The sequence below is a fragment of the Mycetocola lacteus genome (assembly GCF_003667575.1).
Lineage (GTDB): Bacteria > Actinomycetota > Actinomycetes > Actinomycetales > Microbacteriaceae > Mycetocola > Mycetocola lacteus.
In genome coordinates this window covers 102,994-121,518 of sequence record NZ_RCUY01000015.1, presented here as the reverse complement: position 1 = coordinate 121,518, position 18,525 = coordinate 102,994, and the positions used below count along the sequence as shown (strand labels likewise).

Genomic DNA, 18,525 nt, shown 5'->3' with positions numbered 1-18,525 from the left:
CTAGGTTTCCACTCCGAAGCATGGCGGCGGATGCGCGTCCATGCACTCGCCTACAACGCGGCGGCGGGGCCGGAGAATGCTCTCCGACCCCGCCGCTTGGGTGTGGGCTAGGCGCTCAGCGTCTCGCGCACGGTGCGGGTTGCCGCCAGGATGTTGCGCAGCGAGTCCACGGTTTCGTCATAGCCGCGGGTCTTCAGGCCGCAGTCCGGGTTGACCCAGACCTGGCGCTGCGGGATCGAGCCCAGCGCGGTCTGCAGCAGCTCGGTGACCTCGTCCACGCTGGGAACGCGCGGCGAGTGGATGTCGTAGACGCCCGGTCCGATGCCGCGGCCAAAGCCCGAGCGCTCGATGTCCGGCACAACCTCCATCTTGGAGCGGGCGGCCTCGATCGAGGTCACGTCGGCGTCCAGTCGGTTGATCGCGTCGATCACCACGCCAAACTCCGAGTAGCAGAGGTGGGTGTGGATCTGGGTTTCCTTGGCCACGCCCGAGGTGGCCAGGCGGAAGGATCCCACTGACCAGTCGAGGTAGGAGGGCTGGTCGGCGAGCTTGAGCGGCAGCAGCTCGCGCAGCGCGGGCTCATCCACCTGGATGATGCCGATGCCGGCGGCCTCCAGGTCGGCGATCTCGTCGCGCAGGGCCAGGGCCACCTGATTGGCGGTGTCGGCCAGCGGCTGGTCATCGCGGACAAAGCTCCAGGCGAGGATCGTGACCGGACCGGTCAGCATGCCCTTGACCGGCTTGGCAGTGAGGGACTGGGTGAAGGTGGACCAGTCCACGGTGATCGGTGCCGGACGCGACACGTCGCCCCACAGCAGCGACGGACGCGTACAGCGGCTGCCGTAGCTCTGCACCCAGCCGAGCTCGGTCACGGCAAAACCGTCGAGGTTCTCGGCGAAGTACTGGACCATGTCGTTGCGCTCGGGCTCGCCGTGTACCAGCACGTCCAGGCCGATCTCCTCCTGCAGGTCAACCACGCGGCGGATCTCATCCTCCATCGCGCCGCGGTACTCGGCCTCGGTGATTTCCCCACGGGCGAAGCGGGCGCGCTCGCGGCGGATATCGCCGGTCTGCGGGAACGAACCGATCGTGGTGGTCGGCAGCGGGGGCAGGCCGAGCGCCGCATCCTGGGCGCTCAGGCGCTCGGTGTAGTCGCCGCGGGTGAAGTCGGCGTCGGTCAGCGCGGCCGCGCGCTCACGCACGGCACCGTCGCGCACGCCGGGCGCCGAGTGGCGGTCAGCGAGGGCGGCGGTGGCCTCGGCCAGCTCGGCCGAGATCGCAACGGGACCCTCGGTCAGGGCGGTGGCGAGCAGGGCGATCTGTCCCACCTTCTGGTCGGCGAAGGCCAGCCAGGAGACCAGGCGCGGGTCGAGCTTGGTTTCCACTGTCACATCCTGCGGGACGTGGAACAGGCTGGTCGAGCTGGAGACGGCAACGTTGGGGCTCAGGGCGCGCAGGCTCTCCAGGGTCTCCCAGGCACCGGCGAGGTCGCCGCGCCAGATGTTGTGACCGTCGATCACGCCGCCGACGAGGGTCTTTGAGGTTTCGAAACCGGTGGGCACTGCGCCGCGGACCAGGTCCACACCGATCGCCTCAACCGGGCTGTTCAGCAGCACCGGCAGGGCGTCGCCGAGGTCGTTATAGGGGGCTGCTACGAAGATCTGCGGACGTTCGCTCTCGCCTCCCAGCACCTCGAAGGCGCGGGTGGCGGCCGCCAGCAGCTCGGCGCGGGGCACCTCGATGCTCTCGCTCACCAGGGCCGGCTCATCCAGCTGCACCCATTCGGCACCGGCGGCGTGCAGGGCGGCCAGCAGTTCGGCGTAGACGGGCAGCAGGTCGTCGAGGCGCGAGATCGGGGTGAAGCCGGCGGGGGCGTCCACGGCGGGCTTGGCGAGGGCCAGCAGGGTGACCGGGCCGACGATCACCGGGCGGGTGACAAAGCCCTGCTCGCGGGCTTCGATGACCTCGTTAACCAGGCGACGCGAGGCCAGGTGGAAGGTGGTGTCGGGGCCGATTTCGGGCACCAGGTAGTGATAGTTCGAATCGAACCACTTGGTCATCTCGGCGGGCACATCGGCGCCCTCACCGCGGGCGATGGTGAAGTAGCCGGCGAGGTCTACGGTGCCATCTTCGGCAACGAGACGCTCGAAGCGGGTGGGGATCGCGCCCACGGTGACGGCGGCGTCCAGCACCTGGTCGTAGTAGCTGAAGGCCTCGGGGATCGAGGAGTCCTCGCGGCCCAGGCCGAGTGCGGCCAGGCGCTCGCGGGTACCGGCGCGCAGCTCGCGGGCGGTGGTCTCCAGCTCCTCGGCGGAGGTCTTGCCGGCCCAGAAGGCCTCGACCGCGCGCTTGAGCTCACGGCGCGGACCGATCCGCGGATAGCCGAGGATGGTGCCGGTGGGGAACGGTGTGTGGGTCATGCGTATTCCTTTACGGGGACGTAGAGACCGGTCTCGCGCAGGATGCGCAGGACGGCCGGGTGTTGGTTGAAGGTATAGAGGTGAAGGCCGCTGGCGCCGCCGTTCAGGAGGGCGCGGCTGAGGCTGCTGGCATGGTCCACGCCCACCTCGAACTGCGCCTCGGGGGATCCCGCCGCTTCGAGCTTTCGCAGCAGTTCGGTGGGAAGCTTTTCTCCGGTGAGCTGCACGATGCGGTGCAGCCGTTCGGCGCTGAGCACGGGCATGATCCCCGGGAGGATACGCATCGTGATGCCCGCGGCCCGGGCCTGATCCACAAAGCGCAGATAGTCCTCGGGATCAAAAAACAGCTGGGTGATGGCCAGGTTCGCCCCGGCCGCCTCCTTGGCCAGCAGGGTGTCGAGATCCTGCGAGACCGAGCGCGAGCGCGGGTGACCGTTGGGGAACGCGGCCACGGCGATGGTGACCTTGGGCTGCGGCGCGAGCCGGGTGCCCCGCGGGAATCCGGCCAGCGGAGGCTGGACGAACTGGGCCTTTTCGGCGCGGATGCGGTGGATCAGCTGCACCAGCTCGCCGGCGGACCCGAGGTCGCCGAGGAAGTCCTCGCCCTCCTTCGCGCCCGCCGGAGGATCGCCGCGCAGCGCCAGAAACTTTGTGATCCCGGCGTCGAGAAACTCGTGGATCATCGCCGAGGCCTCGGCGTAGGAGGAGCCCACGCAGGTGAGGTGTGCCATCGCGTCGACCCCGCCCGCGCGCAGCTGTTGGAGGACTCGTAGGGAGCGGTCGGTGGTGGTGCCGCCGGCTCCGTAGGTCACCGAGATGAACTCGGGTCCGGATGCCACCAGGTGCGCGAGGGACACCTCGAGCGCATCGGCAGCGGCGGCCGATCGGGGCGGGTAAAGCTCAAATGAAAAGGTAGTAGCCACACCTATCTCCTTGGGGAAAATATCGGTGGGGCGGATACCGGGCTCGGTGCTCGCTCCGGGCATCGTCTGGCGATGCCGTGACCCGAGACTAACAACGTGGAAGGGGCAAACCGGCGAGTATTACGGCAGGTTTCTTCCTGGTGTTACGGCATGTTTCGGTGGACGTTGGTGGTTGACTCGGAGGCTCGTTCGTGGTGCATTTAACGGGTGGGATTCTCGCACCGCTGCACGGCCTTGCGAGCCCCGTCCCGCGCACTCAACCCAGGAGGCATCATGACCGGAATTACCGCCGACGGCATCGAGATCGATCGGTTCTTTGAGGCAAGTCCCGCCGAGGTTTTTGAGGCGTGGACCACCCCGCAGCACTTCGCCCGCTGGTTCGGTGGGAACACGATCGAGGTGCCCCTCGACCAGCTCGACTTCGCTCCCGAGATCGAGGGCACCTGGAAGGCCACGATGGTGTTGCCGGATGGAAACACGATCAACTGGGCGGGCGACTTCCTGGAGATTGTGCCCAACGAGCGCTTCGTCTTCACCCTGACCGACAACCCGGCAGAGCCCCAGCGTGCCGCCGTGGTGGTCACCCTCGCTCCGGCCAACGAGGACGGCGTCGACGGCACCCTGATCCACTTCAGCCAGGAAACCCCCGGTTTCGCCCCCGATCAGCAGGCGGCCGCGCTGGCCGGCTGGCAGGGCTTCCTCGACGACCTGCTGCCCGGCCAGGCGTAGTCGCGGGACACACAAGAGCGCGGGGCCCGAAACCGGACCCCGCGCTTGTGCGTTTGTATTAGCGACCTGTTGTGCGACTGTCTCGAGCGGGATCACACGTGAGCGTACCGCTGAGGGTCGCGGTGAATTCTTCCCCGTCGCCCACGACGATGTTGTCCAGGTCGGTTGGCGGGCGCTCGTCGGTATTGGTCGGAGAAACCGTAATCGTTCCGCTGAGATCCGTGAAGCTTGTCGAATTCTCGGACGACGGCAAGTCGATGGCGGTATCCGTTGTGAAGACCATCAGGTCCGAGCCTGTCACCGTGACCATCCCACGGGTAGGGCGCTCCTCATTTTTGATCCCGAGGCTGAATCCGCCGGTGGGCTTTCCCCCGACGGAGGACCCTCTGATCTCGCTATCTGAGCACCGGATGTTGCTAGGGGAGAGCGTCACCATCGTATTGTCGGGGCCGTAGGTCAGCGTGAGCTGGTTGGAAGGGCTGGTGCATCCGGTGAGTAGCGAGGCCAGGAGGAACACACCCGTGACGGATAAAACGAACCCGAATCTCCTGGTCATCATCTCCCCTAGCGTCTGAACTCAGGGATTTAGACTAGCCGCGGCACCCGCAATTCTCCGGGCCTCTCACCCGAGATGGCGCGCATCGTGCGAATCGGTGGCCGATGCTGACATCCGATGCTTCAGGGCAAACCGGGATCGGCCCGTGCACGATCGGTCCGCTGAGCACACACAAAGCGCGGGGCCCGAAACCGGACCCCACGCCTGTGCGTGTGGACTAGCGGGCGGCCGGGAGCTCCGGCTCGCCCAGGGAGAGCATCAGGCGGTTCGCCCAGTTGAAGAAGGCGGCACCGTGCAGGGCATCGGCGATTTCTAGGTCGTCGAGGCCCGCTGCGCGCAGCGCATCGAGGTGGTCCTGGGACAGGGCGACCGGGGTAGCGGTCAGCGCCACCGAGGCGTCGATGATGGCGCTCCAGCGCTCATCCTGAGCGGAGTCGATGCCGTCGGCGAGGATACGGTCGATGTCTTCGGCGCGGCCCGACTGCTGGGTCGCGAAGCGTGCGTGCACCGAGGCGCAGAACAGGCAGCCGTTGCTGCGCGAGGCGGCCACCGCGGACAGCTCCCGGTCGGCTCGGGGCAGGCCCGCGTCCGTGTTGTAGAAGATGTCATTGTCGGTCGCGGTGCGGGCACGCAGCGCCTCGGGATCGCGGACCAGCAGACGGAAGTAGGGCAGCTTCGCGCGGTTCTTGTCCACCAGCGCGGTGAGGTGCTCGGCGGTCAGCTCATCCTCGGGGATCGGGGCGATCCACGGCACCCAGCCCAGCCCGTCGCGGGTAAAGACCTCGGGGGCTCGCAGCTCGGGGTAGTCCAGGACCCGTCCCGGTGTGGTCTCGCTCATGCGTGTGCTCCTACGGTCTCGGGGTGGGTGTGCTCGGTGTCCCCGCCGGTGGTCTCGGGGTGGGTGTGCTCGGTGTCCCCGCCGGTGGTCTCGGGGTGGGTGTGCTCGGTGTCCCCGCCGGTAGTCTCGGCGTGGGTGTGGTCGGTGATGATGCCGGTCGTGGCCGGGTCCTGAGCCAGCAGGCGCAGGCCCGCGACCAGGCGCAGCTGGAAGCTCAGGAACGCGATCAGCTGCGAGATCACCACGATCGAGGTTTCATCCCAGCCCGCATCCAGCAGCTTCTGTAGCGCGGCGGCGCTCGCCTCCCGGGGACGGAACACCAGTAGGTGAGCGTGTTCCAGCGCCGCGGCCAGCGGTGCGCCAAGGGCCGCGCGATCAGCCTCGGGGACCTCGAAGCGCAGTCCCTCGGTGTTCTCAGATGCCAGCGCAGCCGAAGGGTAGTGCCCAAACGGACCGGAGGCGGCGGCCGCGGCGGCCAGCGACTCGATCCGCGCACCCACATGGGTGTCCAGTTCACTCAGGTACTCGCGGTAGAACCCGGCGGTGGCGGGTTCGGCGCTGATCGCCGTGACAAATGCGGCGAGCGCATACCGATCCACCGCGGACACCGCGCCGGGCTCGGCCGGTTCCAGCAGCGCGTCATAGCTGGCCTGCGCGTTGGCGCGGGCTTCGGGGCGGCGCGAGCGGACGAGGTCCACCGGGGAGCCGGGGGTGATCCCGACCAGGTGATCAATCAGATCCTGGGTCATGCTGAATTCCTTTCGAGGCGAAGCTGAGGCGAAGCGGGGGTGAAACGATCTAGGACAGCGCGGGCGCCGGGCTGCCGATCGCCGGTGCCCAGCCGAGGGCGGGGGCCACCTGGGTAGCGATCAGCTCGATCGAGCGCAGGATGTACTCGTGCGGGGGATCCACCGAGTGCACCTGGAACACCAAATCGGTGGCGCGTTCGAGGACCGGGTCGGCCGAGAGTGAGGCGGTGACCTCCTCCGGGGTTCCCAGGTGCACGTCAAACTCGGCGATCAGCTCGGGCAGGGTGTCACCCAGCACGATCTGACCGGCCGCCCGGAACTGCGCCGCCGCCCGCCGCAGCCCGGCCTCGGCAAAGCGCAGGGCGGTGCGGCGATCATCGGCCACAAACACGGTGCGGGCCCCAGAGATGCGGGGGGAGACTCCGGCAGGCAGGGCCTCCAGGTAGGCATCCACGATGGGGTCCTGGATCTCGGCGAGGGTCAGGTTCGGGGTGCGCGGGGAGCGCTGCTGGGTGCGCGAGAGCAGTAGGCCGTCGCCCGCGCGTCCGGCACGGGTGCCGCCAGTGGGGGAGAACGTCGCCTGCCAGATCGCCTCGGCCAGCCGGGGTGCGGGCGGGGAGAGCCGGTTGCGATTGCGGCCCAACGGTTCCCCGGCGAGCGCCTGACGCAGCACCCGCAGGCCCGCGGCGAAGTCGCGCGAGCGGTCGGCGGGGTTGCGCCCAAACGTGGCAAACGCGCTGGGGGTTCCGCCGCTGCCGACACCGAGTTCCAGACGTCCACCCGAGAGCAGGTCAAAGACGGCGGCATCCTCGGCAACCCTAACCGCGTTTTCCAACGGGAGGGTCACGATGCCGGTGCCCAGCCGGATGCGCTGGGTGTGGGCGGCCACATGGGACAGGAACACAAACGGGCTGGGCAGTCCGCCCTCATGCGGGTTGAAGTGGTGCTGGGCGACCCAGGCGGAGTCGTAACCGAAGGATTCGGCGTGCACAATCTGTTCGAGTGCGAGGCGAAGCCTGTCCCCGGAGCCCACCTGATCCAGTACCCGGGTAAAGAAGCCGAGTTTCTTCTCACCTCGAATCGTTGACATGTGTCTCCCCTTGCGTTGTAAATCGAACTCCCGGGCATCGCTGCGGCGGGAGCACCCGGGATGCCGCACCCGAATGCGGATCGGGTGTGGGTCACAGGCTGCGGTGTCAGCCTAGGAGCGTGGAATCCCGCATCCGGCAATCGTGTCCTTATGCGTCGGCAGATGAACGCGTGTGACAGGGCCGGGAAGAGAAGATTGCCGTGTGTTACCCAGGGGGTGACTCGGGAGGGATCCCGCGAGTAGCGTGGCCCCATGTCAGCGCACACAGGTTCCCCGTCCTATGGCTTTGAGACCCGGCAGATTCACGCCGGTGAGATCAACGATGCCGAAACCACCGCCCGGGTGACCCCGATCTATCAGACCGCGGGGTACCGCTTTTCCAGTTTTGATGATGGGGAGGAGCGCTTCGCCGGGGCATCCAGCCGCCGGGCGTACTCCCGTAATGACAACCCGACCAATATCGTCGCGGCCAAGCGCATTGCCGACCTCGAGGGCGGGGTTGATGCTGTCCTGGTGGGCAGCGGGCAGGCGGCCATCGCGGTGACCCTGTTTGCGCTTGCCCAGACCGGCGACCACATCCTGGCCACAACCAACCTCTATGAGGGCACCCGCGAGATGTTCCGCACATCGCTGGCCCGGCAGGGTCTCAGCGTTGAATACGTCCCCGCCGATGCTCCGGCCGAGGTGTGGCACTCGAAGGTCACCGAGCGCACCCGGGCCATTTACACCGAGACCATCCCCAACCCGCTGGGGGACGTGGTGGACATCGCGGCGCTCGCCGACATCGCCCATGCCACCGGTGTTCCGCTGGTGGTGGACTCCACGGTGGCGACCCCCTATCTCTGTCGACCGATCGAATGGGGTGCCGACATCGTGATCCACTCCACCTCGAAATGGCTGGCCGGACACGGCTCGGTGATCGGCGGTGCGGTCATCGACGGCGGGACGTTTGACTGGGCCGCGAACGCCGACCGCTTCCCGCACCTCACCACCTCGCCGCGCCCCGGCGTCGGTTCGGCCGTGGAGCGCTTCGGAGCCGGAGCGTACCTGGGGTTCCTGCGTACGGTCACGATCCTCGAATATGGACCCACCGTGCCGCCCACCTCGACCTTCCTGCTGCTGCAGGGCATCGAAACCCTCTCGCTGCGGATGGAACGGCACGTGGACAACGCGCTCGCCGTGGCCCGCGAGTTTGAGGGGCATCCGGCGCTGCGGCAGATCCACTATCCGGGCCTGGAGAGCAGCCCGTACTATCCGCTGACCCGAAAGTACCTGCCGCAGGGGGCCGGATCGATCGTCTCGTTTGACCTCGCCGGGGGCCGCGATGCCGCCCGCGTCTTCATCGACGCCCTGGACCTGGTAACCCCGATGACCCACATCGGCGATGTGCGCTCGCTGGCGATCCACCTGGGCTCCACGATCCACGCCAAGCTCACCGAGGAGGAGCGCCTGGCCGTGGGCATCACCCCGGGTCTGGTGCGCCTCTCGATCGGGATCGAGAGCGCCGGGGACATCATCGCCGACCTCGGCCACGCCCTCGACGCGGTGAGCGCCGCCGGGTACTAGGCCGAGCAAGCAGGCCCCGCGGTCAGAGTCCCGCGGGGCCTCGGTGCGCGACGGATCTCGAACCGCTGCGGAGGCGATCTCGCCGCACGGGCTGTGTCGCCCGCCGTGCCCGGCTACCCTGGGTGGGGAAGCCTCCGCGTGTGAGGCGTACCTGGCACCCGGGGGAGGGGAACCGCATGGACGTACTGTCGGAGTGGATGAGCTTTGCTCTCTGCGCGCTGGTGGGAGGCGCGCTGCTGGTTGTGACCATCCGGGTCATCACGCGTCGCCGCACCCGACGTAGCGCTCGCGGGGCGCTGCGTCCGTTTGCCGACGCCGCAGTCACGGACGCGTACGGCTGGGCACCGGCCGCGCAGGAACGCTCAGGCGAGATTATTGCCAACGATCGGGCCCATAGTCTGCCCGAGGATTTCCGAGAGGAAAGCGGGACTAGGCGGCCACCACCAGGGCGGTAGCTGCGGCGATGCGCTCCACGGCGGCGCGCAGCACATCGGGATCGCAGGCCAGGTTGATCCGGGCGAAGCCACGGCCCGAATCCCCGTAGGTGTGCCCGGCGTTGAGCGCGACACGGGCGTGGGTGATCAGGAAGGCGGCGGGGTCGTCCCCCAGTCCCAGCGGCCGCAGATCAAGCCAGCCGAGATAGCTGGAGTGCGGGCGGACATAGGTGGCGGCGGGGAGGTGTTCGGCAAAGAGTGAGGCGAGCAGGCGGTCGTTCTCGACGATCTTGGTGACGGTGTCGTCCAACCAGTCGGTACACGAGAAGGCGACGGTGTTGGCGTGCACACCCAGGATGCTGGCCCGACAGGCCACCTCCTCGGGGAAACGATCCACCACCTCTGTGGTGATCGCGTCGCCGGCAATCACCAGCGCACACTTGGCCCCGGCGAGGTTCCAGCCCTTCGAACCCGAGGTCACGGTGACCGCCGAGGCCCCGTGTTCCCCGGCCACCGCCAGGAACGGCGTGAACGGGTGTTCCGGATGGGCCAGCGGGCCATGCACCTCGTCGCTGATGACCAGCACGCCGTAGCGGGCGGCCAGGGCGGCAATGGCTGACAGCTCATCGCGGGTGTGCACGATCCCGATCGGGTTGTGTGGATTGCACAGCAGGAAGGCGTCGGCACCGGCGGCAAATGCCGCCTCCAGGCCTGTCAGATCCAGGGTCCAGGTACCGTCGGTTTCGATCAGGGGCACCTCAACGCGCTGGTGCCCGGCCTCCTCGACCAGCTCATAGAAGGGTGGATACACCGGCGGCGTGATGACCACGTTCGCCTCGGCGCGCAGGCCGTAGCGCAGGGTCTCGACGATGCCCACACTCACATCGGTGGCGATCCGCACCCGCTCGGGATCCGGGGTCCAGCCCCACCGCTCGGTGGAAAAACGTGAGAACGCGGCGGTCAGTGGACCCGGACCATCCACGTAACCGAGGTCCGAGGCTCCGACCCGGGCAATCAGCTCCGCGGTGATCGGAGCGGCCACGGGGTAGTCCATCTCGGCAACAAACAGCGGGAGGACGTCGGCCGGATAACGGGTCCACTTGATCGAGGAGCGCGCGCTACGCAGCTGCGCCACCGGATCACTCGAGAGCTGATTGTTCATGCATCTCAGGATGCGCGCTGTCACCCCGGTGCGTCTAGGGCGGACGTCATGCAACGTCACGCATCGCAATGTGGGGGACGTGCGCCCGGCTAGGAACCCAGCGCCGCGAAGCGTTCGATATCCGCCGAGGTCCCCGACACGATGACCAGGTCGTGGTTGGATACCACGGTGTTGGCGGTCGCATAGGTGAACGGCTTACCCGGAGACTTCACCCCGACCACCGTGATGTTGTACTTGGTACGCACGCCCGACTCGTCCAGGCTCATCCCGCGGATGGGCTTGGGCGGATACATCTTGACCAGCGCAAAGTCGTCATCGAACTGAATGAAGTCGAGCATCCGTCCGCTCACCAGGTGCGCGGTGCGCTCCCCGGCCTCGGCCTCGGGATAGATCACGTGGTTTGCGCCCACCCGGGCCAGGATCTTGCCGTGCGACTGCGAGACGGCCTTCGCCCAGATCTGCGGCACCTTGAGGTCCACCAGGTTTGCGGTGATCAGTACACTCGCCTCGATCGAGGAGCCCACGGCAACCACGGCGATGGAGAAGTCCTGCGCGCCGATCTGCTTGAGCGCCTCGATGTTGCGGGCGTCGGCCTGGACCGTATGCGTCACCCGATCCGACCACTTCTGCACCAGCTCCATGTCGGTATCGATCGCCAGGACCTCGCGGTCCAGACGGTCCAGCTCCCCGGCACACGCGGCCCCAAACCGGCCGAGACCGATCACGAGTACCGGAGCGTCGTGCTTGATTCGATCAACCATGGTGTCACCTGTCCTTTCGGGGCCCTAGCCCACGATCGGGCGCTCTTCGGGGCGCCTATAGAGTTTAGAGCTTGTCGAGGCCGCAACCGCTGCGGCGAGGGTCACCGTTCCCACCCGTCCGAGCAGCATGGTCACCGCGAGCACGTACTTCCCCGGATCGTCCAGGGTTTCGGTTAGGCCGGTCGAGAGCCCCACCGTGCCGAAGGCCGAGACCACGTCAAAGAGCACGTTTTCCAGGGGATCCTTGGTCATCTGGATTAGGATGATCGTGGCAATCGCCACGATCGCCGCACCCCAGAACACCACCGAGAGCGCCACCCGCACCACATCCTGGGGGATCCGGCGGCCGAAGGCCTCCATGTCCGGGTTTCCCTTGGCTTCGGCCCAGGCTGCCAGGAACAGCACCGCCAGGGTCGTGACCTTGATGCCGCCGGCGGTGGAGGCCGAGCCGCCACCGATAAACATCAGCATCGAGGCGACCAGCTTGCTGGAGCCGTTCAGATCCCCGATCTCGATGGCGTTGAATCCGCCCGACCTGGTCATCACCGACAGGAAAAACGATTGGAACGCGGTATCACCCGCGTTCATCCCGCCGAGGGTTTTCCGGTTATCAAATTCCAGGACCGTAAACACGATCGCCCCGGCCACCACCAGAATCAGCGTGGTCACGATGGTGAGCTTGGCGTGCAGCGGGAGCTTACGCGGGTGGAAGAGGTTCTTGCGCAGCGCAAAGATCACCGGGAAACCCAGCGCCCCAAGGAACACCCCGACCGCCAGGATGCCGAGGAAGAAGTAGTCGTTACTGAAGCTGCCCAGCCCCGCCGCATTGGGGGTGAACCCGGTATTGGTAAACGCCATCGCCGAATAGTAGAAGCTCTGCCAGGCCGCGGTGCCCGGATCCACCCCGTCAATCAGCATGCGGGGGAACAGCAGCAGCGCCACCGCACCCTCAATCACGATCAGGCTGGTGGCCACGGTGAGCAGCAGGCTACCAATTTCACCCAGCCGGATCGCCTGCCCCTCGGCCACCGGGCCATGGTGCATACGCATCGGGTTGGTGTCCCCGGCGGCGATCAACTTGGCTCGCAGACCGAGCTTGCGGGAGATGATCATGCCCAGGATCGAGGCCAGGGTCAACACGCCGACCGCGCCGATCTGCACTCCGACATAAACAAATACATTTCCGGCGGCCGACCAGTGGGTGGACATATCCACGGTGGACAAGCCGGTGACACAGATCACCGAGACGGCCGTGAACAGCGCATCCGCAAGCGGGGTTACCGTGCCCGAAGCCGAGGCAATCGGCAGCGAAAATAGCAGCGTGAACAGCAAAATCAGCAGCGTAAAGACGCCGATCGCGAAGCGAGAAGGGGAGTGTCCAATCGCGGTATTCCACGCCTCCTTGAGCCGGCCAAAGCCACTCACAGTTGGGCGTTGCGCCACGATTTCCTCCCCACGTTCAAAAAAATACGGACCCGGATTCATGCAAAGCCGGGTGGTAGTCATGGTATCCCGTCCCCGGACTGAGTAGCCTGGGGACATGGCAGACATTTTCGACGTGATCGCGGACGCCACCCGGCGCGATATTCTCAACCTCCTGCACCAGCGCAGCCAGGCCGAGATCGGCACGGGTGAGCAGGGCACCAGCGTGTCCGAAATCGTGACCGCGCTGGGGCTGAGCCAGCCCACGGTTTCCAAGCACCTCAAGGTGCTGCGCGAGGCCAACCTGGTGACCGTGCGTGAAGAGGGACAGCACCGGTTCTACCGGCTCTCGCCCGATCCCCTGGAAGACGTCGAGGACTGGCTGCTGCCGCTGCTCGGCGGCGAAGCCGTCACCGAAGACGTCCTGACCCTGGCCGCCAGCCTGCCCGCGCAGGCCCGCCAGGTGGCCGATGCAATCGGTCAGGCGGCAGCCGCCGGAACCCATCGAGTGGAGTCCGCGGTCCAGGCCGTGGTCAAGAAACTCGGCGGAAATAAGGGCTCCGACTCCTAGTGAAAACCGGCGCGTGCGCGCGTCGCCCCAGAATCGGGTACACTAACCGGAGGTATTTTTAAGCTGGCCGTGGCTCTCGCGTCCTCTGCCCAATCTTTATGTGAGGTCCTACATGGGTTCTGTTATCAAGAAGCGCCGCAAGCGTATGTCGAAGAAGAAGCACCGCAAGCTGCTTCGTAAGACTCGTCACCAGCGCCGCAACAAGAAGTAGACGCAACGCGCCAGTAAGCGCCCTCCTTCGGGAAGGCGCTTTTTGGCGTTAAAGCGGTATGAAGCGAGTATGTGGGAGTCGTCTTTCGCTGTCGAATACTGCTGGAAACATCATTAGATTGTGGCTTATAGACGCAAGATGGTAGTTCTTGTGGTATTGCGGACGGATGACTGGTGCGTCTAGCAATCTCCCCAATCCGGGGGCAATCGCGGGTTTTCGTTCAGGCAAACTGTCGTAAAACTATATGCTCGCGTTCATGGAGCTGCAGAAATGATCCCACTGATACCTGATGGAGAGTGGTACCTGCCCGCAGGAATCTATCGCACCGATCTGAGCGAAATCGAGGACCGCTTCGTAAAAGAGGCTCCTTTTCCGGACGAACGTCAGAGGGTATTTGAAGCTTTCAAACTTTGGATTGCGCTTGTCCGCGACCTGTTGCCAGGAGCCCGTTTCTGGATCAATGGCGGATTTGTTACTCATAAGACCTGGGCTGCACCGTCAGACGTAGATGTTATGATTCTGGTCAAATCTGTGGATGTTAACGCGCTTTCCGAGTCGGAACAGGGTCGCTTTGAACAGCTTCTGACTGATACTTCTGGTCCCAGAGTTCAACCGATGTCTGGTTTGGTAGATGCGTTCGTGTGTTTTCGCGGAGATGTCGGTGACACTGTCTATTGGAAAGAATTGTGGGCAGAGGTCCTGGACCAGGATCGAAAACAGATCATCGGCCGCAAGAAGGGTTATTTGGAGGTGGTCCTTTGACTATCGCACCTGAAGCAGTGGAATCCTTCCGGCGAGCCTGGCTAGATGCAGAAAGCGATGACTTTGCGAGCCGTATGGCGAGGCGTTCACTCGAAGCTTTAGCGCAGGATAACGAGACGTTGACCAAAGCGCTTTTTTCACTTAAAAACAAGTCACAGTCTGAGCTTGATCTACATCTTGAAGGAGGCTCCGTCTTTGGCCACGAAACAGATGCAGAGCCATTTGCCAACTTTATTCGTGCAATCTCAGATGCTTGTAAAGAGGTTGCGAAACAAGCCTTAGGACGTGAGCGGCGAAAGTCAACACTACGCATTTTGGCACCGGCTCCAGGGTCTGTGCATCTCGTACTGAAGGTGCCTGCGCCCGCTGAAAATGGCGTTCAGTCTGAACAAGTTACTCGAACCCCAACTGCCGATTCTCGTTCGCTAGACATGATTGCACGAGTATTAGCTCGGTCTGAAAAGGCTTCCGAGACAGCGCAGGCAGACGACGTCTTGTCTGGGCTTACGGCGTTGTTGCCGGCTAAAGCTCACATCGCGCTTCGTCGAGCTGCAGAGGTGATTGGCTCACAGAATTGGGATATCGAAGGGCAGTTACGCTCGGTCGATGGATTTAGTGACGTCAGCGTGACTTCGGCAGGTGCTGCTCGTCTGCTCGCCGTTCTCACTGAGCGGGTAGAGACAGAATCAAAGACTGAGTTGATAGGGGTGATCGACGGACATCGCCGTTCTCGCGAGTCATTGTGGTTTTCGACGGACTCACATAGTTCTTTCGAGGCGGCCGTGCCTGATCCGGAGTTGTTCGAATCAGTCGCTGCCGCCGCAGCTTCCAACAGCCCAGTGCGAGCCGTTTTTGAAGTTCTAACGGTGACAGGGGGCGGCAAGAATCCGACTGAACGGAAGATTTACAGGCTGGTGAAAATGACACCAGCTACAGACGGGAACGTGACCATGTTCTAGGTTGGTCATGCCTAATTACTTGGAGCCTGATTAGCGTCGGCAGCGCATGCTTTTTTGGTAAATGAATGATGTTTATTCCCAGCGAAGATAGGGTGGAAACATGACTTCGATCGCGCTGACCCTGATTGGAAAACCCGGCTGCCACCTGTGCGAAGACGCCAAGGACACCGTCACCCAGGTGATGGGCGAGTACGCCGACCGGGCCGACATTACGTTGGAAGAACTCTCGATTCTTGACGATTCCGAGCTCCACGACCGACACTGGGAAGAAATCCCCGTGCTGCTTGTTGATGGTAAGCAGCACACCTACTGGCGAGTGGACGCGGCGCGACTGCGTGCCGCGCTCGACGCCGCCCTGTAGCCCCGGCATCCGCTGGGAAATTCCGCTTTCGCACCCCGCGATGCCCGGCTCAAGGAGAATCATGACCGTCCGCCACTTTGTCACCTGGAAGCTCGCCGCCGAGGACGCCGCTACGCGCGCCGCAGACGCCGAGGGTATCCGCACCAACCTGGAAGCCCTCGTGGGCGTTGTACCGGGCCTGCGTGCCCTGAGCGTGCACGCTAACACCCTGTACCCGGAGAACAACTGGGACATCATCCTCGAATCCGAGCTGGACGACGCCGAAGCCCTCGCCGCCTACCAGGTCCACCCCGAGCACCTCAAGGTGGTCGAGTACGTCAAGCCCCGCGTCACCGAGCGCGCCTCGATCGACTTCGCGGTCTAACCCGTAGATACGACATCGGCCCGAACACACCAAGTGTGTTCGGGCCGATGTCGTATCGAGTCGAAGACCAGCGACCGCCGAGTCGTTGCCGAGGGCAGCAGTATCGGATCGCCGATTTGGGTCGCGCTAGGCGGCGCGTGCCGTATGAGCCTCCGCGCCGAAGGCTTCGAGAGCCGCCGCGGTCGGGTAGGAGACCTGTGCTCCGGCCCCGCGTGCCGCAAACGCACCGACCAGTGCGCCGAGCCTGGTTGCCTCGATCAGTGTGGCACCGCCGGCCAGGGCGTGGGCCAGCGCACCGGTAAAGGCGTCCCCGCAGCCCGTGGTATCCACCGCGTCCACGACATATGCCGGAATCGGCATGACCTGTTCGCCGGCCGTCGCGGTGGCATCAAGGACCAGCGCACCCGCGCGTCCCAGGGTGATCACGCAGCGCGAAATCCCCAGCGCACCCAGCGCCTCAAGCGCGTGCGCGCCGGCGATGGGGGCCTCGGGATCGATCCCGATCAGCCCGGCCAACTCGTGCTCGTTGAGGACCAGCAGATCGGTCAGCTCCAGCAGCTCGGGCTCCAGCTCGCGTAGCGGAGACGGGTTCAGCACAACCTGCACGTCGTGAGCTCGTGCCCGGCGGGCGGCGGCCAGCACGGTTTCCGGGGAAACCTCCAGAGCTAGTGTCAGCACCGAGGCTGCGTCCCACAGGGCATCCGGGACCGCGTCCACATGGGTCGCCGCAAGCTGGGCGTTGGCACCCGGCGCGATGATGATGTTGTTTTCGCCCTCGGCGTCTACGGCGATCAGGGCGGCACCGGTCGCGCAGGCGGCGATCCGCTCGACCTGGGTGGTATCCACCCCAAACGCATTCGCCGAGGAGAGCACCCGGTCGGCAAACTCATCGTCGCCCACCGCGCCGACCAAGCTCACGGTGCCGCCCAGCAGGGCGGCCGCCGCGGCCTGATTGGATGACTTGCCCCCGGGGGAGAAGCGCAGCTCGTTTCCGGTCACGGTCTCGCCGGGTCCGGGCAGACGCGGGGTCTGCACCGAGAGATCCAGGTTGAGTGAGCCGACAACGATAATGGTCCCGGGGGCGGGGGTCATAACTATTCCTTGGGGTTGGGGTGCCAGCGCGGGCTAGCGGGAAATTTCGGCGTTGGTCGGGCGGGGAATCAGGCTCGACATGAGCAGTGCGCCCACCAGCAGGATCGCCCCGGCCACCATGGCCGCCTGGTATCCGGCCGCGGTTCCGCCGCCGGAGAATGCTGTCTGGACCGCGTAGATCACCGCGAACGAGACGCCCGCGCCGAGGTTGATCGCACCGGTGTTCAGGCCCGGCAGCGAGCCCGGGGCCTCCTTGGGGGAGAGCACCACGCCCAGGCCGTTGATCATGATGTTGCCGATACCGGCGTAGCTGATGCCGATCGCAATCGAGAGCAGCAGGATGATCACGCGGATGTCGCTGCCGACGGTGAAGACCATCGCCACGATGCCCAGCACCGTGAGGCTCAGTCCGATGCGCAGCATGCGCAGGTAGCCGAAGCTCGCGGCCAGGCGACCCGAAACCGGGCCCATCAGTAGGCCCGCGAGGGCGTAGGGGGTCAGTGTCCACCAGGCCACCTCGCCGGCACCGAGCCCGAGGCCGACCTCGGTGTCCTGGGCGAGCGCGGGCAGGATGCCGTTCATCACCGCGAAGACACCGGCGAGGGTCAGCAGCGAGGTGCTGGCCAGCGCCCAGGTGGAGCGGTGCTTGAGCTGAGCGGGGGCCACCAGCGGGTGGGCGCTGCGGTTCTCCAGACGCCAGAACAGCCAGAAGGACACGGCGGTCACTACGGCGAGGATTGCTACGAGTGCCCAGTTAGCGGCGGCCAGGTTGCCGATCTCGTTGATCATGATCAGCGCGGCACCCACCGAGATGACCAGCAGGGCCGAGCCCCACCAGTCCATCTTGCCGGCGGTTCCGCCGAGGCTCTCGGGGGCCATGAAGCGGACGAAGATCGCGGCGAGCAGGGCGACGGCACCCATGACCCAGAAGATCGAGGCGAAGCCGAAGTTGCCGGCCAGCCAGCCTCCGGCCAGCGCGTCCACTCCGGCGATACCACCGTTGACGGCGGTCACCACACCCAGCAGGGTGCCGTACTTCTTGGGTTCGGTCACCTGGGAGCGCAGCATCAGCAGGCACATCGGAACCACTGGACCCGAGGCACCCTGGATGACGCGGCCGATCAGCAGCATCGGGATATTGGTGGCCAGGGCGGCGATCACGCAGCCCAGCGCCATCACGATGAGCATCGAGACCAGAACCTTGCGACGACCGATCAGGTCGCCCAGGCGTGGGAGGAACAGGGTGGTCAGCGCGGCCGAGGTGAAGAAGGCGGTCTGGGTCAGCGCCACCTGCGCACCGGTGGCCCCGAGCTCATGCTCGATGGTGACCAGGGCGGGGCTGAGCATGCTGGCGTTGAGCTGGAACGCGAAACACGAGGCCAGCAGCGCGACCATGAGCGCGGTGACGCTCGCGGTCCGGGGCGCGAGGGCGGGGCCTCGGCTGGTGAGGGGAGTGCTCATCGGATAGTCCACTTCGTTGTGAGGTTAGACCCTACGCGAGATTCGCGTGCGGGCCCGAGGTTTGGGGAGTTGTGGTGTGGATTGCGCGACCCCG

20 protein-coding genes are annotated in these 18,525 nt (G+C 65.5%); 9 read left to right on the top strand and 11 right to left on the bottom strand.

Translation table 11 applies throughout. The features are described 5' to 3' along the window. Nucleotides 1-107 precede the first annotated feature (107 nt). A complete protein-coding gene (gene metE / locus D9V34_RS15935; protein WP_121689454.1) occupies nt 108-2,420 on the bottom strand; it encodes a 5-methyltetrahydropteroyltriglutamate--homocysteine S-methyltransferase in 2,313 nt (770 codons plus the stop codon). Further along, a complete protein-coding gene (locus D9V34_RS15930) occupies nt 2,417-3,343 on the bottom strand; it encodes a methylenetetrahydrofolate reductase (protein WP_245992057.1) in 927 nt (308 codons plus the stop codon). Before D9V34_RS15930 ends, metE begins: the two co-directional genes overlap by 4 nt. Nucleotides 3,344-3,616: 273 nt before the next feature. Here D9V34_RS15930 and D9V34_RS15925 point away from each other — a divergent pair, with 273 nt between their 5' ends. Then, nucleotides 3,617-4,072, top strand: a complete 456-nt coding sequence (locus tag D9V34_RS15925; protein WP_121689452.1) for an SRPBCC family protein — start codon at nt 3,617-3,619, stop codon at nt 4,070-4,072. Between the two features lie 58 nt (nt 4,073-4,130). Here the strand turns inward: D9V34_RS15925 and D9V34_RS15920 are convergent, their stop codons facing one another. The 4 genes from D9V34_RS15920 to D9V34_RS15905 form a co-directional block, all read right to left on the bottom strand. Further along, nucleotides 4,131-4,631, bottom strand: a complete 501-nt coding sequence (locus D9V34_RS15920; RefSeq protein ID WP_121689451.1) for a hypothetical protein — start codon at nt 4,629-4,631, stop codon at nt 4,131-4,133. A 214-nt stretch (nt 4,632-4,845) separates the two neighbouring features. After that, the gene (locus D9V34_RS15915) at nt 4,846-5,466 is read right to left on the bottom strand and encodes an alkylhydroperoxidase domain protein (protein WP_121689450.1); all 621 of its coding nucleotides are present in this window, start codon (nt 5,464-5,466) and stop codon (nt 4,846-4,848) included. Beyond that, nucleotides 5,463-6,215, bottom strand: a complete 753-nt coding sequence (locus D9V34_RS15910) for a CMD domain protein (protein WP_121689449.1) — start codon at nt 6,213-6,215, stop codon at nt 5,463-5,465. The genes D9V34_RS15915 and D9V34_RS15910 overlap by 4 nt, the downstream gene beginning before the upstream one ends. A gap of 49 nt (nt 6,216-6,264) precedes the next feature. Further along, the gene (locus D9V34_RS15905) at nt 6,265-7,305 is read right to left on the bottom strand and encodes a putative FMN-dependent luciferase-like monooxygenase (protein ID WP_121689448.1); all 1,041 of its coding nucleotides are present in this window, start codon (nt 7,303-7,305) and stop codon (nt 6,265-6,267) included. Nucleotides 7,306-7,557: 252 nt separating this feature from the next. On the opposite strand from D9V34_RS15905, the gene D9V34_RS15900 reads away from it, so the two are divergent. Then, nucleotides 7,558-8,871, top strand: a complete 1,314-nt coding sequence (locus D9V34_RS15900) for an O-acetylhomoserine aminocarboxypropyltransferase/cysteine synthase family protein (protein ID WP_121689447.1) — start codon at nt 7,558-7,560, stop codon at nt 8,869-8,871. A 176-nt stretch (nt 8,872-9,047) separates the two neighbouring features. Further along, nucleotides 9,048-9,326 (top strand): hypothetical protein, encoded by a 279-nt coding sequence (locus D9V34_RS17675; protein WP_147441717.1) that lies wholly within the window; start codon nt 9,048-9,050, stop codon nt 9,324-9,326. On the opposite strand, the gene D9V34_RS15895 is transcribed toward D9V34_RS17675, so the two are convergent. From D9V34_RS15895 to D9V34_RS15885, 3 genes are all read right to left on the bottom strand, one after another. Next, a complete protein-coding gene (locus D9V34_RS15895; RefSeq protein WP_121689446.1) occupies nt 9,301-10,467 on the bottom strand; it encodes a MalY/PatB family protein in 1,167 nt (388 codons plus the stop codon). The genes D9V34_RS17675 and D9V34_RS15895 overlap by 26 nt on opposite strands. Nucleotides 10,468-10,556: 89 nt before the next feature. Further along, entirely contained in the window at nt 10,557-11,228 is a 672-nt protein-coding gene (locus D9V34_RS15890; RefSeq protein ID WP_030149180.1) for a potassium channel family protein, read from the bottom strand. Nucleotides 11,229-11,252: 24 nt separating this feature from the next. Then, nucleotides 11,253-12,671, bottom strand: coding sequence for a TrkH family potassium uptake protein (locus tag D9V34_RS15885; protein WP_370581415.1), 1,419 nt, complete (start codon nt 12,669-12,671; stop codon nt 11,253-11,255). Nucleotides 12,672-12,768: 97 nt separating this feature from the next. Between D9V34_RS15885 and D9V34_RS15880 the strand changes: the two genes are divergently transcribed. From D9V34_RS15880 to D9V34_RS15860, 6 genes are all read left to right on the top strand, one after another. Then, nucleotides 12,769-13,221, top strand: a complete 453-nt coding sequence (locus tag D9V34_RS15880) for an ArsR/SmtB family transcription factor (protein WP_121689444.1) — start codon at nt 12,769-12,771, stop codon at nt 13,219-13,221. A gap of 112 nt (nt 13,222-13,333) precedes the next feature. Then, nucleotides 13,334-13,432 (top strand): 30S ribosomal protein bS22, encoded by a 99-nt coding sequence (locus D9V34_RS15875; RefSeq protein ID WP_005504750.1) that lies wholly within the window; start codon nt 13,334-13,336, stop codon nt 13,430-13,432. A 270-nt stretch (nt 13,433-13,702) separates the two neighbouring features. Continuing rightward, nucleotides 13,703-14,194 carry a DUF6932 family protein gene (locus tag D9V34_RS15870; protein ID WP_121689443.1) on the top strand — a complete coding sequence of 164 codons (492 nt, stop codon included), beginning with the start codon at nt 13,703-13,705 and terminating at the stop codon, nt 14,192-14,194. Beyond that, complete coding sequence (locus D9V34_RS17670; protein WP_147441716.1) at nt 14,191-15,153, top strand: hypothetical protein; 963 nt, start codon at nt 14,191-14,193, stop codon at nt 15,151-15,153. The genes D9V34_RS15870 and D9V34_RS17670 overlap by 4 nt, the downstream gene beginning before the upstream one ends. A 100-nt stretch (nt 15,154-15,253) precedes the next feature. Beyond that, the gene (locus tag D9V34_RS15865; protein ID WP_030149183.1) at nt 15,254-15,514 is read left to right on the top strand and encodes a glutaredoxin family protein; all 261 of its coding nucleotides are present in this window, start codon (nt 15,254-15,256) and stop codon (nt 15,512-15,514) included. A gap of 61 nt (nt 15,515-15,575) precedes the next feature. Continuing rightward, nucleotides 15,576-15,878: a Dabb family protein gene (locus D9V34_RS15860; RefSeq protein ID WP_121689442.1), complete on the top strand. Its 303-nt coding sequence runs from the start codon at nt 15,576-15,578 to the stop codon at nt 15,876-15,878. Between the two features lie 126 nt (nt 15,879-16,004). Here D9V34_RS15860 and D9V34_RS15855 read toward each other — a convergent pair whose 3' ends face one another. Next, nucleotides 16,005-16,970 carry a PfkB family carbohydrate kinase gene (locus tag D9V34_RS15855; RefSeq protein WP_121689441.1) on the bottom strand — a complete coding sequence of 322 codons (966 nt, stop codon included), beginning with the start codon at nt 16,968-16,970 and terminating at the stop codon, nt 16,005-16,007. A gap of 33 nt (nt 16,971-17,003) precedes the next feature. Continuing rightward, the gene (uriT, locus tag D9V34_RS15850) at nt 17,004-18,431 is read right to left on the bottom strand and encodes a uridine transporter UriT (RefSeq protein ID WP_121689593.1); all 1,428 of its coding nucleotides are present in this window, start codon (nt 18,429-18,431) and stop codon (nt 17,004-17,006) included. Between the last annotated feature and the right edge of the window lie 94 nt (nt 18,432-18,525).